The sequence below is a fragment of the Streptomyces sp. NPDC102462 genome (assembly GCF_044765425.1).
Classification (GTDB): Bacteria; Actinomycetota; Actinomycetes; order Streptomycetales; family Streptomycetaceae; genus Streptomyces.
In genome coordinates, this window is the sequence record NZ_JBIWKB010000024.1 from 74598 (window position 1) to 95140 (window position 20543).

The following is a 20543-nucleotide window of genomic DNA, read 5'->3' on the forward strand; positions in this document are numbered from 1 at the left end:
CGGCGCGCGTCACCGCGGCAGTGCCTCGGCTGTCCCCGGCGTCTCCGGTGTCTCGGGTGTGTGCGGTGTCTTCGGTGTTCCGGTCAGGTGCGGTGTTCCGGCCGCCGCCGGGGTGCGGCCCGTCGTCAGGGTGCGGATCTGCCGGCTGCACACGGCCGCCGCCGTGACGGCGGCCACCAGGGCGGCCCCGGCCAGCAGCGTGGTGCCGGTGCCCAGGCGGTGGGCCAGCGGCCCGGCGGTCATCTCGCCCAGGGGCAGCGCCACGAAGGAGCCCAGCGCGTCGTACGCGTACACGCGGGCCAGCCGGTCGTGCGGGATGTTCTCCTGCAACGAGACGTCCCACGCCACCCCGAACTGTTCCAGGGCCAGCCCGCTGGCGAACATCGCGACGCCCAGCAGCAGGGCGTGCGGTGCCTCGGCCAGGATCATCAGCGGCACCGCCTCCATCGCCGTCAGCGCCACCCCCAGCAGCAGCGCGTGGCGGACCCGGGACCGGGCGGCGAGGACCCCGCCGACCAGCGCCCCCGCCATCTGGGCGGCCAGCACCGCGCCCCATAGCCCGCGGCCGAAGGTGTCGTCCGCGATGCCCGGGCCGAGCACCTGCACGCCACCCGCGATCACCGCGTTGACCACCATGAATTGCAGGACGACCAGCCACACCCAGCGGCGGGCGGTGAACTCCCGCCAGCCCTCGCGCAGTTCGCGCACGGGACGGACCCGTTCGCCGGGCGCGGCCTTCCCGTCAGCCCCGGGCACCGTCACGCCCAGGAAACACACGGCCGCGCCGCTGAACGCGACCGCGTTGCCGGCCAGGCCCCAGCCGGGTCCGAGTGCGGCCGCCACCACGCCGGCCAGCGAAGCACCGGCGATGGCGCCCAGGTTGATGCCCATCCGCAGCACGGCGTTGGCCGGGCGGATCAGCTCGGACGCCACGGTCTGCGGGGTCAGCGCCGCGGACGCCGGCAACGAGATGGCGGCCAGCGCGCCGTTGAGGACGCTGAGCAGCATCAGCAGCGGAATCGACGCCGCCCCCAGCAGCACGCTCGCGGCGATGGCCGCCTGCACCGCGGACGCGGCCAGCGCCGAGCCCTGGAGCACCAGCGTGCGCCGCACCCGGTCGGCGACCACCCCGCCGACCAGCAGCAGCGCCACGTTGGCGAGCGAACGCGCGCCGACCACCAGGCCCAGGTCGGTCGTCGAACCGGTCGTGTCGAGCACGGCGAAGGCGAGGGCGACCGGGGCCATCGCATTGGCGAAGTACACCAGCAGCCGCCCGGCCGCCAGACGGCGGAAGGGCCGGTGCGCAAGCGGCGCCCACGGACCGGCTCCCGCCCGCCCGGTGTCCCGCCCGTCCTGTTCCCCCATGCCGCAGCCCACTCCCTTCCCCGGCACCCCCACCGGGTGGAGCGTACCGGCGACGACCGACACCCGGGCCGGCCACGGCGGGTGACCGTGCCCCAACTGGCCCCGCCCGGCCGCCTCCGAGCGGTCACCCCCGCGGGGTTGCCTCCGCCCGGTTACCGCAGCGGGGCTACCGCCGTGCGATTACCTGCGCCGGGCTACCTCCACCGGGTTATCTCCGTGGGGCTACCTCTGCCCGGCTACCTCCGCTGGGTGACCTCCGTGCGGCTACTTCCGCTGGGCTACCTTCGCCGGGTTACCTCCGTGCGGCCAGGAACGGCAGTGTCACGTCGGCCACCTCGTCGGGGACCTCCTCGGCCAGGTCGTGGCCCGCCGCGAAGACATGGCCGGTGACGTCGTGGGCCATGAGCCGCATCTGCGCCTCGTTGCGCTCGCCGATGAACGCCGCGCCGCCCAGCGCCAGGACCGGGATGTCCAGTTTCTTCCGCGCCGTCTGCCGGTTCTGTTCGGCGTCGACGAGCATGGCCCGGTACACGGCGAGCATCGCGCGGATGCCGCCGGGCATGGAATAGCAGCGCACGTACTCGTCGACCGCGTCCGGCGTGGCGGTGTCGGGATGGCTGCGTTCCGTCTTCAGCATGTATGTGATGAGCTCGCGTTCGTGCCCCGCGATCAGCATCTCCGGTACGTCCGGCTGGAAGTAGAACCCCAGGTGCCACAGGTGCATGCCGCTGGCGACGTTCTCCGGGGTGAGGGCGGTGTGCTCCTCGAAGCCGAAGCCGGGCAGCAGCGCCTCGGCGAACACCAGGGCGTCGACGCGGTCACGGTGCCGGGCGGCGAGCTGGTAGCCGACCACCGCTCCCCAGTCCTCGCCCATCACGGCGTAGGTCTCGTGGCCGAGACCGGCCATCAGCGCGGCGATGTCGTCGCTCATGGTCGCGGAGTCGAATCCGTCCGCGGGCCGGGCGGAGTCGCCGAGGCCGCGCAGGTCCGGGACGACGACGGTGTGCGCCGGCGTCAGCTTCGGCACCAGATGCCGCCAGTGGTAGCCGGTCTTGGGCACGCCGTGCAGCAGCACGACCGCCGGGCCGGACCCGGCGGTCCGGTAGTGCAGTTGTGTGCCGTTGACCGCGGCACGGCCGGTGCGGACGGGCTCTTGGCGGTGGTCGAACATCATGGTCTCGCTGGTCCTTCCAGGTATGTGGCCGGAGCCGTTCGGTTCGGTTGATCAGCGGGCGGCCGGCGTCGGGCCGTCCGGACGCCCGCCGCGGTCCTGGCCGCGCGCTTCGATGAGCAGGCCGCCCGGCCCGCCGGGGTCGCCGTCGCGTCCGGGGGAGCGCAGGACGACGTGGTCCGGGTAGAGCCTGCCGAGCAGGGCGAGCACGACGAGGTCGGCCTGGCCGGTGGCGTCCACGGTGACGCCGCTCGCCTCGGCCGACACCAGTGCGGGCGCCCGCAGCACGGCCCATGGACCGGGGCTGGGAATGCCGTCGGCGGCCGGGGCGTCAGCGGCGGCGCGGTGGCGGGCGAAGCGGTGGCCGCGCAGGGCCTGGCCGAGGTCGACGCGGGCGGTGGCGCCGTCGTGGGTCACCTCGATCCGGGCGGTACGGGTCCCGTCGACGGCCTCACCGGTGACGACACGGGCGGTGAGGGGCCCAGGAGCCGCGGTGGCGGGCGGCAGCTGTTCGGCCGGGGTGCGCGGCGCGGCGTAGTAGTCCCGCGGCTCGGCGACGTAGGTGGCGCTGCCCGCGGCGGCGGGGTCACGGCGCCAGGTCAGCAGGTACCCCGGTGCGGTGCGGGGCGGTCCGTCCACGACGGCGGGCAGGACGGTGCCGCCGTCGGCGTCGAACCCGTAGCCGCTGGGCCCCGGGGCGCCGGTGACGACGTGGCGGGCGAAGTCCACGATGCTGGAGTGCCGGATCTGACGGACCAGGAGTTCGGTGAGGAAGCGGTCGCGGGCCTGCTCGGTATGCCGCATCCCGGTCGGGGTGACCAGCAGCGGTACCTCGTGCCAGTCGGCGAAGGGCAGCAGGGCGTCGCGCAGCAGGACGATCTGGTGCAGCCACTCGTTGTAGAGCTGCATCGCGACCGAGTCGCCGGCGCTGCCCAGCAGCAGTTCGGCCGCGGGGCGGGTGAGCAGATGGCCGTAGCAGTGGCTGCGCACCACCAGTGGGCCCGCGGGCGGTGGCGTGCGCCGGCCGCGCAGCCGTACCAGGGCGTCTGCCGTCCAGGACGCCAGCTCGCGACCGATGGACTCGGCCTGCGCGCCCAGTTCACGGGCCGCGCGGGCGCTGTCGGGGCCGATGCCCAGCGGCAGCGAGGTCTCCCGGGTGCCGAGGCCGAGGGTCGCGTGGATCTGCGCGCGCAGCACGTCGAAGTCAGGGCGCGGCAGGGCGTCGATGGTCCCTTGCAACAGGGGTTCGGCGCCGGTGAAGAACTCGCGGGCGGTCATGCTGCTCGCCGCCGGGAAGGTGTTCCAGCGGCTGCCGCCGACAGCGGGTGCGGCCGGGGTCGGTGAAGGGGGCATCGTGCTCCTCCGAATTATCTGGATCGTACGATCCAGATTGCGGGCATGAAGAGATGGCGGATGTCGGGAAACCGGCCGGCCGCGGGTCGGCCGTGGGCGTGAGGTGTCAGTCGAGGGCCGCCAGCGCGACCTCCACGAGGGGTTCGAGGGTGCGGGCGTCCGGAGTGATCTTGGAGGAGACCAGCAGGCCGTTGAGGAAGGTGACGAGGTAGGCCGCGAGGGTGTACGGGTCGTGCCGCGGCGCGAGTTCGCCCCGCTCGGCCGCCGCGCGCAACGCGTCGGTGAGCGCTTCCTGGCTTGCGCTCAGCACGTCGCGCACGAGGCGGCCGGTCGCCGGGTCGCCCGGCAGGCGTTCGCAGGCGGCGTTGACCAGCAGGCAGCCCCGGCCGCCGTGGTCGACGGCGATCCGGATCCGCTCGACCAGCATGGTGCGGATCGCCGACCGGGCGTCGGCTCCCTCGTCGAGGCTGCGCAGGGCCGCCGCCGCGAGGGTGGCCCGGTAGTGCTCGAGCGCGGCCCGGTACAGGCCGTCCTTGTCGCCGAACGCGGCGTACAGCGAGCCCTGTCCGATGCCCAGGTGGGCCGTCAGGTCGCGCACGGAGGTCGCCTCGTAGCCGCGCGTCCAGAACAGTTCCATCGCGCGGGCCACCGCGGCCTCGGTGTCGAATTCCCGGGTTCGTGCCATGCGCCCTACCGTAACTTATCTGGATCGAGCGCTCAAGAAACGTTGGCCTGTCGATGACGCCCGCACCGTCGACGTCGGCTGCCGGCCGGTTCAGGCGGTCTGTGGCGAACCCTCGGTGGTGCCGCGGCGCTCGGTGAGCCAGTACAGCAGCGCCAGCAGCGGCAGGGCCGCGCCGAAGGCGCTCACCGCGCCCCAGCCGGCCGCACGGTAGGCGAAGGAGCCGAGCTGGGAGCCGAGGGCGCCGCCGAGGAAGAACACGGCGATGAAGGCCGAGTTGAGGCGGGCCCGGGCATGCGCGTCGAGCTGGTAGACGGTGTGCTGGCCGAGGATCAGACTCGTCTGCACGGCCATGTCGACGACGACGGCGGCCAGGGCGACGAACACGATGCTGTGCTGCCCGAACCCCGCGACGGCGAAGGCCACCGCGGCGGCGGCGAACGCGCCGCCGGTCATGGGCCGCACGAGCCCGCGGTCCGCCCAGCGCCCGGCGAGCGGCGCGATGGCCGCCCCGGCCGCCCCGACCAGCGCGAAGATGCCGACGCCGATGGCGGAGTAGTGGAAGCGCGGGCCGGTCAGGAGGTAGGAGACGGTGGTCCAGAAGGCGCTGAAGGCACCGAACATCGCCGCCTGGTACAGGCCGCGGCGCCGCAGCACGGGGTGGGTGCGCAGCAGGGCGGCGGTGGAGCGCAGCACATGGTGGTACGGCACGGAGATGGTGGGCGCCTGCTGCGGCAGAGCCACCCACAGGGCCACCGCCAGCACCGCCATCAGGACCGCGGAGCCGAGGTAGACGACGCGCCAGCCGGCCACGTCGGAGACCAGGCTGCTCAGCGTCCGGGACAGCAGGATGCCGGTGAGCAGGCCGCTCATCACCCGGCCCACGATCCGGCCGCGCGTGTGGTCCGGGGCCAGGCTCGCGGCGAACGGCACCAGTATCTGGGCGACGACGGACGTAGCGCCGCTGACCAGGGAGGCGGTCAGCAGCATGGGGAACCCGGTCGCGAGGCCCGCCGCCAGCAGGGCGACGGTGGTCACCGCGAGCAGCACGGTCACCAGGCCGCGCTTCTCCAGCCGGTCGCCGAGCGGGACGAGGAAGATCATGCCGATGACGTAACCGATCTGGGTGAGCGTGATCAGCAGGCCGGCGGTGGCCTCACTCACCTGGAACACGTCGCGCAGCTGGGAGAGCAGCGGCTGGGCGTAGTACAGGTTGGCGACGGTCATGCCGGTGGCGACGGCCAGCAGGGCGACCAGCCAGCCCGGGACGCCGACGGAGCCGGAGGTATCGGCAGTGCGGCGCTGCGCGGTCAGATCCGGTGGGTGGGACACGATGCCTTCTTCGCGGGGACGGGCCGGGGGCGGCACGGCGGGATGGTCTGGCAGCGTCGTCGGTGCCGTCGCGTGCAGCAGCAATCGGCGGCCCGGATTGCTTCCCCTCGCGCGACGATGAATCCCGATGAGGGCCATCTCGTCGAGAGATGACAAGCGCTCCGCTGGGTGCGCCGTGGTGGGCCGTCGGTTGTCTGCGGGGCTTTGTGGCTGGTCGCGGAGTTCCCCGCGCCCCTGCGGGGCGGTGTGTCGCTCAGCGGAGCGCTCTGCTGGGTGTGCTGCGGTGGGCCGTCGGTTGTCTGCGGCGGCGTTGTGGCTGGGCGCGCCCGCGCGGCGGAGCCGCATATCCAATACAGCCCCGCGCCCCTTCGGGGCGCTGTCCCGCCTAGCGGGGTGTCGGCGGGCCCGGGGGCGTGCCGGCGGTCTGGGTGGTCAGCGCCGCGAGCAGCCAGTCGTGTGCGGAGCCGGGGGTCGGCGGCGGCTGGCCACCCGGCGGGGTCAGCACCACGGCCGTCAGCTCCCAGTAACGGTCGATCCGCGGATCGGCGGCGAGTTGCCCGACCAGCAGACGGCGGAACGCGGGGGTGTCCCGGGTGCCGTACGCGTCCGTGTAGGCGGCCACGAAACCGTCCAGCGCCTCGCCCGGATGCGGCGGCCGGCCCCGGCGCAGCTGCACGCCCGCCAGTTCGTACGCCTCGGCCAGGCCCGCGTACAGCACGGCCGACCCCGCGGCCCCCGCGGCCCGGTGTGCCGCGGGCTGGGTCGGTCCGGCGCCGGTGCACGGGCCGCTCGTCAGGGCGTGCAGCCGGGCGAAGGCCAGCGTCTGCTCCGGGGTGGGGTCGTCGGGCGGGGGCGGGACCGCCACGTCCAGGAACGCGGCCACCGCCCGGGCCGGCATCCGGGCCGGCAGCCAGGCGCGCCAGAACCGGGCCATGGCAGCGGTGCTCGGCGGCACGGCCAGCGCACCGATCAGCCGCAGCCGCTCGGCCCGCAGACCGGGCGGCGACTCCTGCACCAGCCGCAGCGCCGCCTCGCGCCAGCGCAGCGCCGCGAGCTGGGAGCCGAGGGCGCGCAGCCGCTCCGCGACGGCCCCTTCGAGCGCGCTGCCCCCGTCGTTGTCCTCGTGTGCCGGATCGAGATGTTCCTGGTCGAGGATGCGGCGGACCTGGGGGAGCGGCAGGTCGAGGGCGCGCAGGGCACGGATCAGCCGCAGCCGGTCCAGCGCGTCCGGGCCGTAACGGCGGTGTCCTCCGGCGCTGCGCGAGGTCTCCGGCAGCAGGCCGCGGTCGGAGTAGAAACGGACGGTCTTGACGGTGACGCCCGCCTGCTCGGCGAGTTCGCCGATGCTCCACAGGCCGTCGTACGACATGGACAGTTGAATCTCCCTCCGGGGGAGTTCCTACGGTACCGGCGAGCGCGGGCCGGATCACGGGGCCGGCCCGCGACGACCGCGTGCTGAGGAGAGAGCCATGACCGTGTTCATCATGGTGCCGGACGTGTTCACCGGCGCACACGTGTGGGAGGAGACGGCCGCGCGGCTGGCCGCGGCGGGCGCCGAGGCGCACGCGGTCGCCCTCACCGGGCCGGGCGCGGCCGACGACACGGCGGGAGGCCGTGTCGATCTGGACACCCATGTCGCGGACGTGGTCGCCGTAATCGACGCGGTGGACCGGCCGGCGGACGGCGGGATCGTCCTGGTCGGCCACGGCTACGGCATCCATCCGGCGCTGGGCGCCGCCGACCGGCGAGCGGAGCGCATCGCCAGGATCGTGTGCGTGGACGGGGCGCTGCCCCAGGACGGTACGCCGGCCCTGGCCGCCGTACCCGACCAGGAACTGCGGGCACGGCTCGCTGCACGCGCCGCGACCGCGGGCGCCGGCGACGTGCTGGACCCACCGTCCCGTGGTGACTGGCGGCGCTGGGGCAGCACCGCGGGCATCCCCGACGCGGCGCTCGACCGGCTCACGGCCCGCGCCGTGCCGCAGCCGCTGCACACCCTGCTCCAGCCGCTGCGGCTGACCGGCGCCGCCGCCTCGCTGCCCACCACCGGCGTGCTGTGCACCGGCAACGGCACGGGCATCGAACTGGTGCAGAAACTGGTCGACTTCGGCGATCCCGCACTGGCGGCCCTGGTCGACGAGCGGGTGACCTTCTTCGAACTGGCCACCGGGCACTGGCCGATGCTGTCCTGCCCCGCCGAACTGGCCGAGGTCCTGCTGCGGGCCGCGGCCGGCGAGGGGCACCGTCTGGAGCCGGCCGGCTCCGCACAACCGCCCGCGCACCTGCGGCCGTTCCTGCTGGACGTGCCCGAACGCCCGCGTGAGCGCCGGGAGAACGTCGACCTCCATCTGCCGGACGCCCCCGGCCCGCGGCCGGCCGTGGTGTTCGTGCACGGCGGCCCGCTGCCCGCGGGGGCCCGTCCGACGCCGCGGGACTGGCCGAGCTTCGTCGGATACGCCCGGTACGCGGCCGGACAGGGCGTGGTGGGCGCGACCGTCGACCACCGGCTGCACGACGTGACCGACTACGCGCGCGCCGCCGCGGACGTGGCCGCCGCGGTGGCACGGGTACGGGCCGATCCGCGGGTGGCCGCGGACCGGGTCGCGCTGTGGTTCTTCTCCGGCGGCGGACTGCTTTTGGCGGACTGGCTGCGGACGCCCCCGGCGTGGCTGCGCTGCGTGGCGGCCAGCTACCCCGTCCTGGCGCCGCTGCCCAACTGGGGGCTGTCCGGCGAACGGTTCCGCCCGGCCGCCGCGGTGAGGGACGCGGGCGCCCTGCCCCTCGTGCTCACCCGGGCGGGCCGGGAGACGCCCGAGATCGCCGCCACCGTCGAGGAGTTCCTGACCGCGGCCGGACGGTGCGGCGCGGACGTCGAGGTGGTCGACGTGCCGCACGGCCGGCACGGCTTCGAGACCCTTGACCCGACCGAGGAGTCGCGTGCGGCCGTCCGGCACGCGATGCGCTCGGTGCTCGCCCGGCTGACGGCCTGAGCCGCGCGCCCCGGTGGCCGGCGGGGCCGGGCGCCGCCGCGCACTCGGCGGCACCCGGTCACGCCTCCTCGGCGGCACCCGGTCACGCCTTCTCGGCGCGCGCGGTCAGCTGCCGTGCAGGGCCCGGTGGAGGGCCTGTACGGCCAGATGGCGGGCGACACGCGTGGCGTGGGTGTCGCGCAGACTGTCCAGCATCATGAAGTCGTGGACCATGCCGCCCACCCGGACCGCGGTGACCTCCACACCCGCCTCGCGCAGCCGGTTGGCGTACTGCTCGCCCTCGTCCCGCAGCACGTCCGCCTCATCGGTGACGACCAGCGCGGCGGGCAGGCCCCTGAGCTGATCGAGGCCCGCCCGCAGGGGCGCGGCATACGGCTCGGACCGCTGGGCGGGTGTGCAGTACTGGTCCCAGAACCAGATCATGGCGTCGCGGGTGAGGTAGTAGCCCTCGGCGAACTGCCGGTAGGAGGGCGTGTCGAAGCCGGCGTCGGTGACGGGGTACAGCAGGATCTGCGCCCTGAGGCCGAGGCCGCCGCGTTCCTTGTTCATCAGCGCGAACACGGTCGACATGCAGCCGCCGACCGAGTCGCCGGCCACGGCCACCCGGTCCGGGTCGAGGCCGTGCTCGGCCCCGTGCTCGGCGAGCCACCGGCCGACCGCGTAGTTCTGCTCGATCTGGGCCGGGTACTTCGCCTCGGGGGCGCGGTCGTACACCGGGAAGACGCCCGCGGCGTTCGCGCCGACGGTGAGTTCGCGAAAGAGCCGGTCGTGTGTCTGGTCGTCGCCGAACACCCAGCCGGCGCCGTGGATGTAGAAGACCACGGGCAGCGTACCGGTGGCCCCGCTGGGCCGGATGATCCTGGTGCGCACCCGCCCCCACTTGCCGGCGTCGACGGTCACCCACTCCTCGTCGACCTCCGGCCGCCGGACCCCCTCGCCGCTCTGCAGCCCGGTGAGGATGTCCCGCCCCTTCTCCGGCGGCACCTCGTGGATGCGGGGGTGCGCGTCGGTGGCCTCGGCCAGTTCCCTGGCGGCGGGTTCGAGGTAGGGCGTGATGGGCGGGGGGATGTCGGACATGATGCCTCCGGTTCGGGCCGCTCCCGGCTGGTACGTGTGCGTGCCGCTGGTACATGTCTGCCGCTGGTACGTGTGCGTGCCGCGCCCGTCGCCCCGAGCGCGCTGGCTCCACTCAAGGCGCACCCGCCCCACCCGGCAACCGGGCACCGCACCCGCCCGCCGCCCGCCATGGACACATGTCCGCCATCCGGGTGGTCCAGCGAGCGTCCCGAGGACCCGGCAGCCGGCCGGGCGGTCGGGTGTCCGGGTGAGGGGCCGCCGCCCGGCGCGGAGGCGGAGCGTCCGCACCGGCGCCACGGCGACCGGTCCGTCCCGGATGGGGAGCCGGCCCCCGCCGGCGCTCGGCGCCCGCGACCCCCGCCGGCCTGGACACACGGCCGTAGCGCGTGGCCCGGTCGGATGTCCCCGGCCGACGGCCTGGACACAAGCGGCGCCTGCTCCGCCGCGGCGGAACACCACAGGCCCCGTCCCCGGCATGCCGGGGACGGGGCCTGTTCAGAGCGCCGGGCAGGCCTTGCACCTGCATCTCCCCGCAGGAAGCGGGACGTCTTTCCTTGGACCACCAACGCACCAAGCGCTTGAGCGGTGTTGACCGCCGCGCTCGTGTTCGACCTTACCCCACCCGCGGACCGGCGGGCCACTTGAGCCGGGCGGACCCGGGAACCGGAACCTGAACACACCTCGTGATACACGGTGGATTTCCGAGACGGTGGGGTGGTCATGGCAGGGCGGGCGGATCTGCGCCGACGGGGCGAGGGCAGGCGGCAGTTGGCCGAGCGGCAGGGATGGACGTACGAGGACGACCGTCCCGAACTGCTGGAGCGCTGGCGCGGGGCCGTCACCGGTGCCGCCTCGGGACAGTGGGCGGCCCGGTTCGCGGTCGGCGGCACGCTGGACGGCCGGCGGGTCACCGTCTTCGACTGCGTACGCAGTGAACGCACGCCCCTGTGGTCGCGGCTGCCACGGCACAGCGTGCTGACCGTATGCCTGGTGGAACTGTTCACGGCCCTGCCGCTGACCGCCGTCTCCCGGCACGGACTGGGCGTCGACACCGTGGTCCCGCTGCTGAAACAAGTGGTCCGGGACCGCCCCGACCGCCGGCTGTACGAGATCGGCGACCCGGCCTACGACCGGACCCACGTCGTGGAGACGGCGGACGCCGAGGCCGCCGAGCGGCTGCTGACGCCCGCCGTACGGGAGTTCGCGGACGATCGGGCCTGGCTGGAGTGGCGGGTGGACGGCGACCACCTGTGCCACGTACTGCCGCCCGCGCCGCACCCGCTCACGGACGACGACATCGCCCCGCTGGAACACCTGCGGTCACTGATCCGCCTCGCCGACCTCCTCGACCCGCGCCCCGAGGACGACGCCCCCGACACCGCACCTGCGCCCGCCGCCGCACGGACCGCCGCACCGCCGCGGCAGAACGCGTCCGCCGCCACCCGCACCTCCGCCGCCTCCGCCATGGTCCGCGGGAACGCGGCGCACACCGGTGTCTTCCCCGAAGGCCGGCCGCCGTCCGGCTTCGAGGCATGGAGCGTCGCCCTGCCCGGGGCCGTCCGCGCCGAACCCGTCGTCTGCGCGGGCACCGTCCTGGTCGGCTGCGCCGACGGCCACTGCTACGCGCTGGACGCGGCGACGGGCGAGCCCCGCTGGCGCTTCGCGGCCCGAAGCCCGCTGCTGCGCAGTCCGGCCGCCGCCGACGGGCAGGTGTTCGTCGTCGGCCAGGACGGCATCCTCCACGCGATCGGCGCGGACGACGGGCGGGAACGCTGGCAGCGGCAGGTCGGGCACTCGGCCGCGCCGGTGGTCGACGGCGGCCTGCTGTATCTCGTCCACCACCCGGCCTACCTGCTGCGCGACGCGAGCAGGCTGCGCGCGCTGGACGCGGCGACGGGTGAGCCCCGCTGGGAGCGCCCGCTGCCCGACGGCTCGGGGTCCGGCCCCGCCGTGGCGGACGGCCGGGTCCATGTGCACGGCGCGAAAGGCGCGTTGAGCGCGTTCGACGCGGCGAGCGGCGAGCGGTTGTGGCACCGGGCCGGCGGCGACACGCAGTTGACGTGCTGCACCCCGAGCGTCGTCGACGGCACGCTCTACGTCGGCACCGGACGGGCCGAACTCCACGCCTACGACGCGGCCACCGGTGAACACCGCTGGGGCAGCCAGGCCGCCGGCGTGATCGACGGCACCCCGTCCGTTTCCGGCGGCCTGGTCATCGTGGGCGACAGCCACGGCGGCGCCTACGCCTGCCGGGCCGACTCCGGCGCCCCGGTGTGGCATCTGCCCAGCGCCTACGGCGCCTCGTCCGTCGCGATCAGCGGCGACTCGGCCTGGCTGGTCACCGCCAAGGCGGGACGCAAGCTGTTCAAGGTCGGGCGGGCGGACGGCGCGGTGCGGTGGCGGCACACACTGGACGGCTCAGGGACGGCCCCGGTGCTCGCCGAGGGCATCGTCTACGTCGGCACCGACAAGGGCACCGTGCTGGCCCTGGACGCGGACACCGGCCGCGGCCCCCGCCGCGGGCACCGGCGCCTGCCCGTCTGATGGACTGTCAGGCACTCATCGGAAGTACCCGGCAGAACAAGGGAGTTACCAGTGACGGCGGACGAACCAGCATGGGCTGGACCGGCGTTCTGGGCCGGGGCGGAGCCGGACGAGGTGCTGCGCGCACTGCCCCCGGCCGCCGAGGGTGCACACAAGCGGCGGACCGCGGCGGTCTACCGCTCCGTGACGCACCTGCTGCGGCACGCGGACCCCGGCGAACGCGCCCGGCTGCTGGCCCTTGAGGCGGCCCGCTTCGGCCGCATGGGCCTGGCCGCTGCCTTCACCGCCCTGGCGGCGCCCGCGGACGCGGCGGACCGGCCGCCCGGGCAGCGGCCGGCAACATGGCAGGTGGCCTGGGCCACCGGCCGGCAGGCGGACGAACGGCTGCTCGCCGTGCTGGACCGCGACGCGCTCCGGCCGGTCCTCGGCGAACTGGACGGACGTGTCGTGGCCGTGGACACCGACAGCTACGGCGGCGTCCGCGCACGGGACGTGCTGACCGGCGCGCGCATGGCCGGGTTCGCGGCCGGTCACGGCGCCCGGGTGGTGGCGGTGCTCGACGCGGCCGGCACACCGCTCGTCCTCACGGGTCATGAGCGGCGCGGCCCGGACGGTCTGCCCGACGCCGGCCGGTACGGCGACACCGTGCGGGCCTGGCACCTGCGCACCGGCGAGCCGGCCGGCGCACCCCTGGTCGTCGACCGGGGCCGGATCACCACGGCGGCGAGCGCCGAGGCGGACGGCCGCACCGTCGTGGTGACCGGCGGCTGGGACGGCCTGGTGCGCTCCTGGGACCTGGCCACCGGCCGGGAACTCGCCGAGGCGGCGGACGGCCACGGCGACTGGGTGGCCTGCGTGGCGACCGCCGTGGTGCGGGGCCGCCCGCTCGCCCTGACCGCCGGACGGGAGGACCGCGACGTGCTGGTCCGCGACCTGCTGACCGCACGCCCCGTGGGCGCCCCGCTCACCGGGCACACGGCCCCCGTCACGGCGGTGGCCACGGTGACCGAGGACGACGGCCGGGTGCTGGCGGTCACCGCGAGCCGGGACGCCACCGCCCGGCTGTGGGACCTGACCACAGGCCGGCCGCTCGGCGGGCCCCTCGCCGGGCACGACGGGCCGGTGGAGGCGATGACGGCGGCCCGGTGGGCCGGCCGGACGCTGGTGGTCACCGGTGGCCGGGACCGTACGGTCCGGACCTGGGATCCGGTCACCGGACGGCAGCAGGCCGACGCGTTCACCGGTCACCACCAGCCGGTCGAGCAGGTGGCCGTGGCATCGGACGCAGGACGGCCGGTCCTCGTGGCGCGGGCCTTCGACGGCCTGGTGCGCGGCTGGGAGCCGGCCGCCCGGCGCCGGCCCGTGGAGGCGCCGGCCGACCACGACGGGACGGTGACGGCACTGGCCCCGGCCTGCCTCGACGGACGCCGGCTGGCCGTCGCCGGCCTGCTCGACGGGACCGTACGCGTCTGGGAGGCGGCCGACGGGCCGCGGGGCGCCCGCACACTGACCCGTCACCGTGGCACGGTCCACGCCGTGACCACCGCGGTCGTGGCCGGCCGCACGCTCGTCCTCTCGGCGGGCGAGGACGAGGTGATACGGATCAGCGATCTCGCGGCGGGCGCGGAGAGCGCGGTGCCGCTCGACTGCCCCGAGGCGTGGCCCGGGGCGCTCGCTATGGCCGCGGTGCCGGACGGGGTGCGGGTCCTCATGGGCGGCCGGGACGGGACGGTACGGGTGTGGGACCTGGCGTCCGGGGAAGCCGACGGTCCGCCCTTCACGGCGGGTGGGCGGTGTGTGCGGGTGATCACGAGCGCCCTGGTGGAGGGGCGTACGGTCCTGGTCACCGGGCACGCCGACCACACCGTCCGCCGCTGGGACCTGGTGGACCGCAGCCCGCTCGGCCCGGCCATGGCCGGCCACCGGCGCGGCGTGGACGGCGCGGTGACGACCGTGGTCGACGGCCGGTCCGTCGCCGTCACCAGCGCGGGCCACGACCGTTCGCTGCGCGTCTGGGACCTCGCCACCGGCTGCCCGATCGGCGACGCCCTGCGCGGACACCGCCGCGTTACGGCCCTCGCGGTCACCTCCCACGCCGGCCGCGCCCTGGCCGTCAGCGGCGACGAGGGCTCCGTACGCATCTGGGACCTCGCCACGCTACGCGAGGCGGCCCCGCCCCTACCGGTCCCCTACGGGGTACACACCCTGGCCGCCTACCCAGACGCCACCCTCCTACTGGCCTTCGCAGAAGAACTGGCCCTGTACAAACCGTCCCCCTGACAACCGGGGGCCCGGCCCAGCCCACCGGGGGGCGCGGGGAACGGCGCGCCCAGCCACAACGCACCCGCACAAACCCACTGACCGCACCCACCCAGGGGCGCGGGGAACGGCGCGCTCAACCCCCACGCACCGGCACATGCCCTCTCACCGCACCCACCCAGGGGCGCGGGGAACGGCGCGCTCAACCACAACGCACCCGCACATACCCACTGACCGCACCCACCCAGGGGCGCGGGGAACGGCGCGCTCAACCCCCACACACCCGCACAAACCCACTGACCGCACCCACCCAGGGGCGCGGGGAACGGCGCGCCCAGCCACAACGCACCGGCACATACCCACTCACCGCAACCCCACGGCGCACCCTCCACCCACAGCCCCCATGTTTTCCCCGCACACCGTGCATGTTTCGCGCGCCAGCGGATACCCCGCACACCGTATGGCACACCCGCGCCACACCCCCCGCCAAAGCCCCGCAGGGCCGTCGCAAGGAGCCGAACATGACCGATGAACTCCGCGGCCACAAGGTCGCCTTCCTCGCCACCGACGGGGTCGAGCGCGTCGAACTGGAACAGCCGCGCGGCGCCCTGCACGGCGTCGGGGCCGACACGGAACTGCTCTCCCTGCACGACGGCGAGATCAGCGCACGTCAGATGGACATCGACGCCGCGGGCACGTTCACGGTCGACCGGAAGGTCGCCGACGCCTCCGTCGGCGACTACGACGCGCTGGTCCTGCCGGGCGGCACCATGAACCCCGATCAGCTGCGCATGGACCCGGCCGCCGTGGCCTTCGTCAAGGCGTTCATGGAGAGCGGCAAGCCGGTCGCCACGATCTGCCACGGCCCGTGGACGCTCGCCGAGGCGGACGTGCTGCGCGGCCGGCGCGTCACCTCGTGGCCGAGCATCCGCACCGACCTGCGCAACGCGGGCGCCGATGTCCTCGACGAGGAGGTCGTCGTGGACGGGCAGCTCATCTCCAGCCGTAGCCCGAAGGATCTGCCCGCGTTCTGCAACACGGTCATCGACGAGTTCGCCAAGGCGATGCGGCCGGCCTGGGACCCGACCGTGGAACGCTGACGCCGCTCACACCGTCGTCGCCGCACCCGGCGTGCCGGTTCAGGGGGCCGAGGTCTCCTGCTCGCGCAGCGCCTGCTCGACGGCGTCCCGCACCCGGGCCTCGTCGCGCTGCTTGCGCCGGGCGCGGGCACGGCGCGCGAGCACCAGCCAGGCGGCGACGGCCGCGGCGAGCACGACGACGATCAGCAGCAGCGTCCAGGGGACGGCCCAGCCGCCCGCGGTGGCCTCGACCTTCTTGAGCGCGGTGGTGGAGCCCGACGCGTCGGTGAGCAGCGGCGTGAGGGTGGCGGTCGCGGTCAGCCGGACCGCGGGGGTCACACCGTGCACGGGCACCTTCACCTTCCAGCTCTCGCCCGGCAGCAGCTCGGGAGGCGCGGCGACGGCGCCCGCGTCGGCGCGCAGCCAGCCGAACGGCCCGGACAGCGAGGCCGTCTGGCGGGCCGAGAGAATCGCGTTCCCGGTGTTGTGGATCGTGTAGCTGACAGTGGCGTCGCCCTGGCCGAACGGGTTGAGGGTGCCGTCGTAGCGGACCTTGAGGTCCTCGATCTCCAGGCGCGGCTTGAGTTCGCCGCTGACGCGCAGCTTGACCCGGATTCCCAGGCGGCGGTCCACGTTGATGCCCGCGGCGTCGTCGGACTGCTTCAGGGAGGTCAGGATCCCGCCCACGTAGTCGCCGGGCGTGGCGTTGTCCGGTACGGACACGATGAAGGGGACGCGGACGGTCCTGCCGGGCCGTACCACGACGCTGTCGCGGTCGGCGTGCACCCAGGCGCCGACGCCGACGGACTTCTTGTCCTTGGTGAGCAGGTCGAGCTGCCCCGCGTCGGTGGTGAAGCCGTCGGCGGCGTAGACGGCCAGGGTGAGCGGGTCCTTGCCGCGGTTGGCGACGACCATGGCGTCCTCGATCCGGCCGCCCGGGTTGACGCCGTAGCCGAAGCTGGACCGGTCGGACCCGTAACTGTTCGGGGCCGTGCGCACCGTCCAGGTGACATCGCCGCCGGCGGCCTGGGCGGGGGCGGTGAACGGGCCCGCGATCGCGAGGGCCGCGAGCAGGGCCAGGACGGCGGTACGGAGGGCGGCGACGGTGGTCTTCCGGCGCGGGGTGGGCGCGTGCATCTGGGGTCCTCGGGCGGTCTGGGGGTGGGGGCGGGCAGCGGACGGCGCCCGCCCCCACGGTTGGAACGGGTACGGTCAGCTGCTCAGCGCAGTGATCGTGAGGGTGGCACGGTAGGTGCCCTTGTTGACGCTGCCCGGGATCTTCAGGTCCAGGTCGGCGCCCAGCTTGGCCTTGCCCTTGGCGTGGCCCTGCTCGGCCCAGGCGAGGCCGCGCGAGACGGACAGACCCTGACCGTGGTCGTCGTAGCCGGAGGCCACCGGTCCGCTGGCCTTGGCGCCGGCGCCGTCCTGGAGGACGTTCGGCGTCCAGCCGAGGTAGGCACCGGAGAACGACTTGTCGCCGTCCTTGAAGTCGCTCACGTTGGCCGAGATCGACCACGGGGCGAGCGAGCGGCGGCTGTCCGCCACCAGGATCGGGTTGATCCGGCCGCCCGCCTGGAAGTAGTCGCCGTCGTGGTCCTTCGCGGTGCCGAGGTCCACCAGGCCGTTGTAGCCGTCGATGGTCCAGCCGAACTCACCGGGGGGCGCGTCGGGCACGTCGACCTGGAGGTCCTGGCCGTTGCCGTGGTACGGGTGCACGGTGACCTTGTCGACGACCGAGCCCACCGGCTTGCCCTCGGGGGTGTTGGTGCAGGAGACCTGCCCCAGCTCCACCGCGGCGTTGGGCGCCTGGCAGGTGCCGCTGCGCAGGTTCTCGACGACGAGCTTGTCCTTGCGCACGCCGACCTTGACGTAGCTGCGGACGTGCTCCTGGTTCTGCACCGAGTTGTACCAGTAGCTGTCCGGGTTGAGCGGGTCGGCGCCGTTGCCGGCACCGCTGGTGCCGCTGCTGTCCGGCTTGGTGATGTCGTAGTACTTCGAGCCGGACGCCGAGTTCGACGTCACGTACAGGACACCGCCGGGACCGGCGTACACATCGGCCGCACCGGGCTGCTCGTCCGGGTTCGCCTTCTGACCGTTCTTGATCAGGTAGCTACGGGAGTAGCTGTGGTCGTGGCCCTGCAGCACCAGGTCGACGCCGAGCTTGGAGAACGCAGTCGGGAAGTCCGTCCGGCGCACCTTGTTGTCGTTGTCCTTGGCGTGCGAGGCCGGCGAGTAGATCGCGTGGTGGTAGACGAGCACCTTCCACTTGGCCTCGGAGCCGTGCTTGTTGATGACGTCGGTGACGTAGTTGATGTGTGCCGCGTCACCGCCGCCGCCCTGCGAGGTGGCGTAGCTGTTGCTGTTCAGGTCGATGAACAGCGTGTCCTTGTAGATGAACCAGTAGTCGCCGCCGGACGTGTTGGACGCCGGGTTCCCGTTGGAGTAGTACGGGGCCGTGCGGTCGGTGTTCGGCGTGTACAGGTGCTGCTCGTAGGCCTTGCCGCCGACGTCGTGGTTGCCGATGGTGGCCGCCCACGGGTACTGGCGCAGCTTGTCGGGCGCGAGGAAGGCGTTCCACTGGGACTCGGTGTTGGCGGTCTCCACCTGGTCGCCGCCCGAGACGAGCAGTTCGGCGTCGGGGTTGGCGCCGAGCGAGACGTCCAGGGTGTCCTGCCAGCCGGCCTGGTCCTTCGCGGTGTTGCCGGACGAGCCGATCTGCGGGTCGCCGTAGAACAGGAAGTCGTAGTCGCCCTCGAAGTCCTGCGTCTTGAACGAGTACGTCGTGGACCAGTTGCCCTCGCTGCCGACCCGGTAGGAGTACGCCGTGTGCTCCTTGAGACCGGTGATCGTGGCGTGCCGGTTGTAGCCGCCGCTGGTGGCGATGTTCGCGCCGCCGATGGCGTCGAAGACGGCGGCGCCGGCCGGGAACTCACCGTTCGCGAGCTGCGCGGTCGGGACGAGCTGCACCTTCTGAGCGGTGTCGTCAGAGGAGTACCACGTCACGGTGCGCTGCGACTCGTTGGCGCCCACACCGAGGATGATCCCGCTGAGCGTGGTGCCGTCGGCGGCACTGGCGGGGGACGCCAGACCGTTGCCGAGGGCGACGGCCACACCCAGGAATGCCGCCGCGGTCCCGGTGGCCACGCGGCGCCGCGCAGGCCCGGAAGCCTGCGTGGAGGGTCTCAATCTCTTCAATTTCGTTCCTTTGGTGCACGGAGTGCATGAATGGACGCGAAGAACGTCTCTCCGTTTGGTAAACCGGTCATAAATGCGATCTTGGGAACTGCTGAACTTCCCAAAGACGGGCGGCTCTTCGCCCGGCCCGTCGCCACCCGCCCGGCACCCGCTGTCTCAGACGCCCGCCACCCGCTGTACGAACCACACCAGGCCCGTCGCGGCCACACCCGCCGAGAGCGCTCCGGTCAGCCGGAGCCCGGCCACCGGAGCCCGGCCGCGCACCAGCGCCAGCAGCGGGAACACCACGGCGATGATCCCCAACTGAACCGCTTCGATACCGACGTTGAACACCAGCAGGGACCACAGCAGGGTCCACGACCACGCCTCGTGGATGCCGAGCGCGCCCGCGAAACCGAGACCGTGCACGAGACCGAAGCAGAACACGAGGCCGAGCCGGACCCAGCCCGCGCGGTCCAGGCCCAGACGCCCGCCCTCAAGGGACTCGACCTCGGCGGCGCGGCCCCCGTGCCGCCACATCCGCCACAGGTACCAGCCGGCCACCACCGCGATGGACAGCGCGATGACGGGTTCCACGATCCGTCCCGGCACATCGACCGCGCCGAGCGCGGCGAGCAGGAACGTCACCGAGTGCGCCAGGGTGAAGCTCGTGGCCGCCAGCACGATCTCGCGCAGCCGCCGCGATCCGGCGATCAGCGCCAGCAGGAACAGGATGTGGTCGATGCCGCCGAGCAGGTGTTCCGCGCCGAGGCGGAAGAACTCCCAGAACCGTTCGTACCAGGACTGGCCCAGTGAGAAGGACGGATGCGCGGCGTCGAGCGCGGCGCTGCCCGAACGGCCCCCGAGGTCGTAGGTGATGATCGTCTTGGTGTCGCGGACATAGCCCTCGCCGTCGGGGAACAGCTCGCTGCGCACCACGGGATCGCCGGCCCCGGCGGGGCAGGCCCAGTCGAGCGTCATACGCGCGTAGGGCACCCCTTCCTGCCGGCCCATCGTGAACGCGCCCTGCCGCGAGGGTGCGCAGGTCCGGCCGTCCGCGCCGACCGAGAAACGCCGGGTGACATAGCCGACCGCCGACCGGGCGTGTGCGTCGAGCGCCGCGGCCTGCCCCTTGGCGTCGCCGGCCTCGAACGCGGCGGTCCCCGACCGGAAGAGGGGGTCGTCCCCCTCCGCGTCGGCGGCGGAGACGACGAGGAGGTCGTACTCCAGGTCCAGTGTCGTCCGGATGCGGCCCTGGTCCGCGGCGGTGACCTGGACGTACACGGTGGAGGTGAACCCGTGGGCCTGCGCGGGCGATACGGTGCCCAGCAGGGCCGTCACCGCCGCGATGACCCCGATGACGGCGCGGCGGACGTGTCGTGACATGTGTCTCCTTCAGGTTGCCCGTGCACGCTCCACGTCGTGGGTGAACATGTGCTGCCCCCGCGGCGAATCATGGAAGAACAACCCTTCGGCAAGCCCTTTTCGGACAGGACGGGCGAGCGTCGGCATATGAG

At 73.9% G+C, this 20543-nt stretch carries 14 protein-coding genes; 4 read left to right on the forward strand and 10 right to left on the reverse strand.

Translation table 11 applies throughout. The features are described 5' to 3' along the window. Positions 1-9: 9 nt before the first annotated feature. The 6 genes from ACIRFL_RS21665 to ACIRFL_RS21690 all read right to left on the reverse strand — a co-directional run bounded on the left by ACIRFL_RS21665 (position 10) and on the right by ACIRFL_RS21690 (position 7278). A complete protein-coding gene (locus ACIRFL_RS21665; protein ID WP_404030628.1) occupies positions 10-1365 on the reverse strand; it encodes an MFS transporter in 1356 nt (451 codons plus the stop codon). 292 nt (positions 1366-1657) lie between these two features. Then, positions 1658-2539, reverse strand: a complete 882-nt coding sequence (locus ACIRFL_RS21670) for an alpha/beta fold hydrolase (RefSeq protein WP_404030630.1) — start codon at positions 2537-2539, stop codon at positions 1658-1660. 51 nt (positions 2540-2590) lie between these two features. Next, the gene (locus tag ACIRFL_RS21675; protein WP_404030633.1) at positions 2591-3889 is read right to left on the reverse strand and encodes a hypothetical protein; all 1299 of its coding nucleotides are present in this window, start codon (positions 3887-3889) and stop codon (positions 2591-2593) included. Between the two features lie 106 nt (positions 3890-3995). Further along, positions 3996-4574: a TetR/AcrR family transcriptional regulator gene (locus tag ACIRFL_RS21680; RefSeq protein ID WP_404030636.1), complete on the reverse strand. Its 579-nt coding sequence runs from the start codon at positions 4572-4574 to the stop codon at positions 3996-3998. Positions 4575-4664: 90 nt separating this feature from the next. Further along, positions 4665-5903 (reverse strand): MFS transporter, encoded by a 1239-nt coding sequence (locus tag ACIRFL_RS21685; RefSeq protein WP_404030638.1) that lies wholly within the window; start codon positions 5901-5903, stop codon positions 4665-4667. Between the two features lie 385 nt (positions 5904-6288). Next, the gene (locus ACIRFL_RS21690; RefSeq protein ID WP_404030736.1) at positions 6289-7278 is read right to left on the reverse strand and encodes a MerR family transcriptional regulator; all 990 of its coding nucleotides are present in this window, start codon (positions 7276-7278) and stop codon (positions 6289-6291) included. A 94-nt stretch (positions 7279-7372) separates the two neighbouring features. Here ACIRFL_RS21690 and ACIRFL_RS21695 point away from each other — a divergent pair, with 94 nt between their 5' ends. Beyond that, positions 7373-8893 (forward strand): alpha/beta hydrolase, encoded by a 1521-nt coding sequence (locus tag ACIRFL_RS21695; RefSeq protein WP_404030641.1) that lies wholly within the window; start codon positions 7373-7375, stop codon positions 8891-8893. A 105-nt stretch (positions 8894-8998) separates the two neighbouring features. Here ACIRFL_RS21695 and ACIRFL_RS21700 read toward each other — a convergent pair whose 3' ends face one another. Continuing rightward, positions 8999-9970 (reverse strand): alpha/beta hydrolase, encoded by a 972-nt coding sequence (locus ACIRFL_RS21700; protein ID WP_404030644.1) that lies wholly within the window; start codon positions 9968-9970, stop codon positions 8999-9001. Between the two features lie 720 nt (positions 9971-10690). Here ACIRFL_RS21700 and ACIRFL_RS21705 point away from each other — a divergent pair. From ACIRFL_RS21705 to ACIRFL_RS21715, 3 genes are all read left to right on the forward strand, one after another. Continuing rightward, positions 10691-12514: a PQQ-binding-like beta-propeller repeat protein gene (locus ACIRFL_RS21705; protein ID WP_404030647.1), complete on the forward strand. Its 1824-nt coding sequence runs from the start codon at positions 10691-10693 to the stop codon at positions 12512-12514. A gap of 51 nt (positions 12515-12565) precedes the next feature. After that, on the forward strand, positions 12566-14794 hold the full coding sequence (locus ACIRFL_RS21710; protein ID WP_404030650.1) for a WD40 repeat domain-containing protein: 2229 nt from the start codon (positions 12566-12568) through the stop codon (positions 14792-14794). Positions 14795-15294: 500 nt separating this feature from the next. Then, complete coding sequence (locus ACIRFL_RS21715; RefSeq protein WP_404030653.1) at positions 15295-15873, forward strand: type 1 glutamine amidotransferase domain-containing protein; 579 nt, start codon at positions 15295-15297, stop codon at positions 15871-15873. A 39-nt stretch (positions 15874-15912) separates the two neighbouring features. On the opposite strand, the gene ACIRFL_RS21720 is transcribed toward ACIRFL_RS21715, so the two are convergent. From ACIRFL_RS21720 to ACIRFL_RS21730, 3 genes are all read right to left on the reverse strand, one after another. Beyond that, positions 15913-16989, reverse strand: coding sequence for a WxL protein peptidoglycan domain-containing protein (locus ACIRFL_RS21720; RefSeq protein WP_404030656.1), 1077 nt, complete (start codon positions 16987-16989; stop codon positions 15913-15915). Positions 16990-17064: 75 nt separating this feature from the next. Beyond that, positions 17065-18996: a fibronectin type III domain-containing protein gene (locus ACIRFL_RS21725; protein WP_404030660.1), complete on the reverse strand. Its 1932-nt coding sequence runs from the start codon at positions 18994-18996 to the stop codon at positions 17065-17067. 207 nt (positions 18997-19203) lie between these two features. Then, positions 19204-20412 (reverse strand): HupE/UreJ family protein, encoded by a 1209-nt coding sequence (locus ACIRFL_RS21730; protein WP_404030662.1) that lies wholly within the window; start codon positions 20410-20412, stop codon positions 19204-19206. Positions 20413-20543 lie beyond the last annotated feature (131 nt).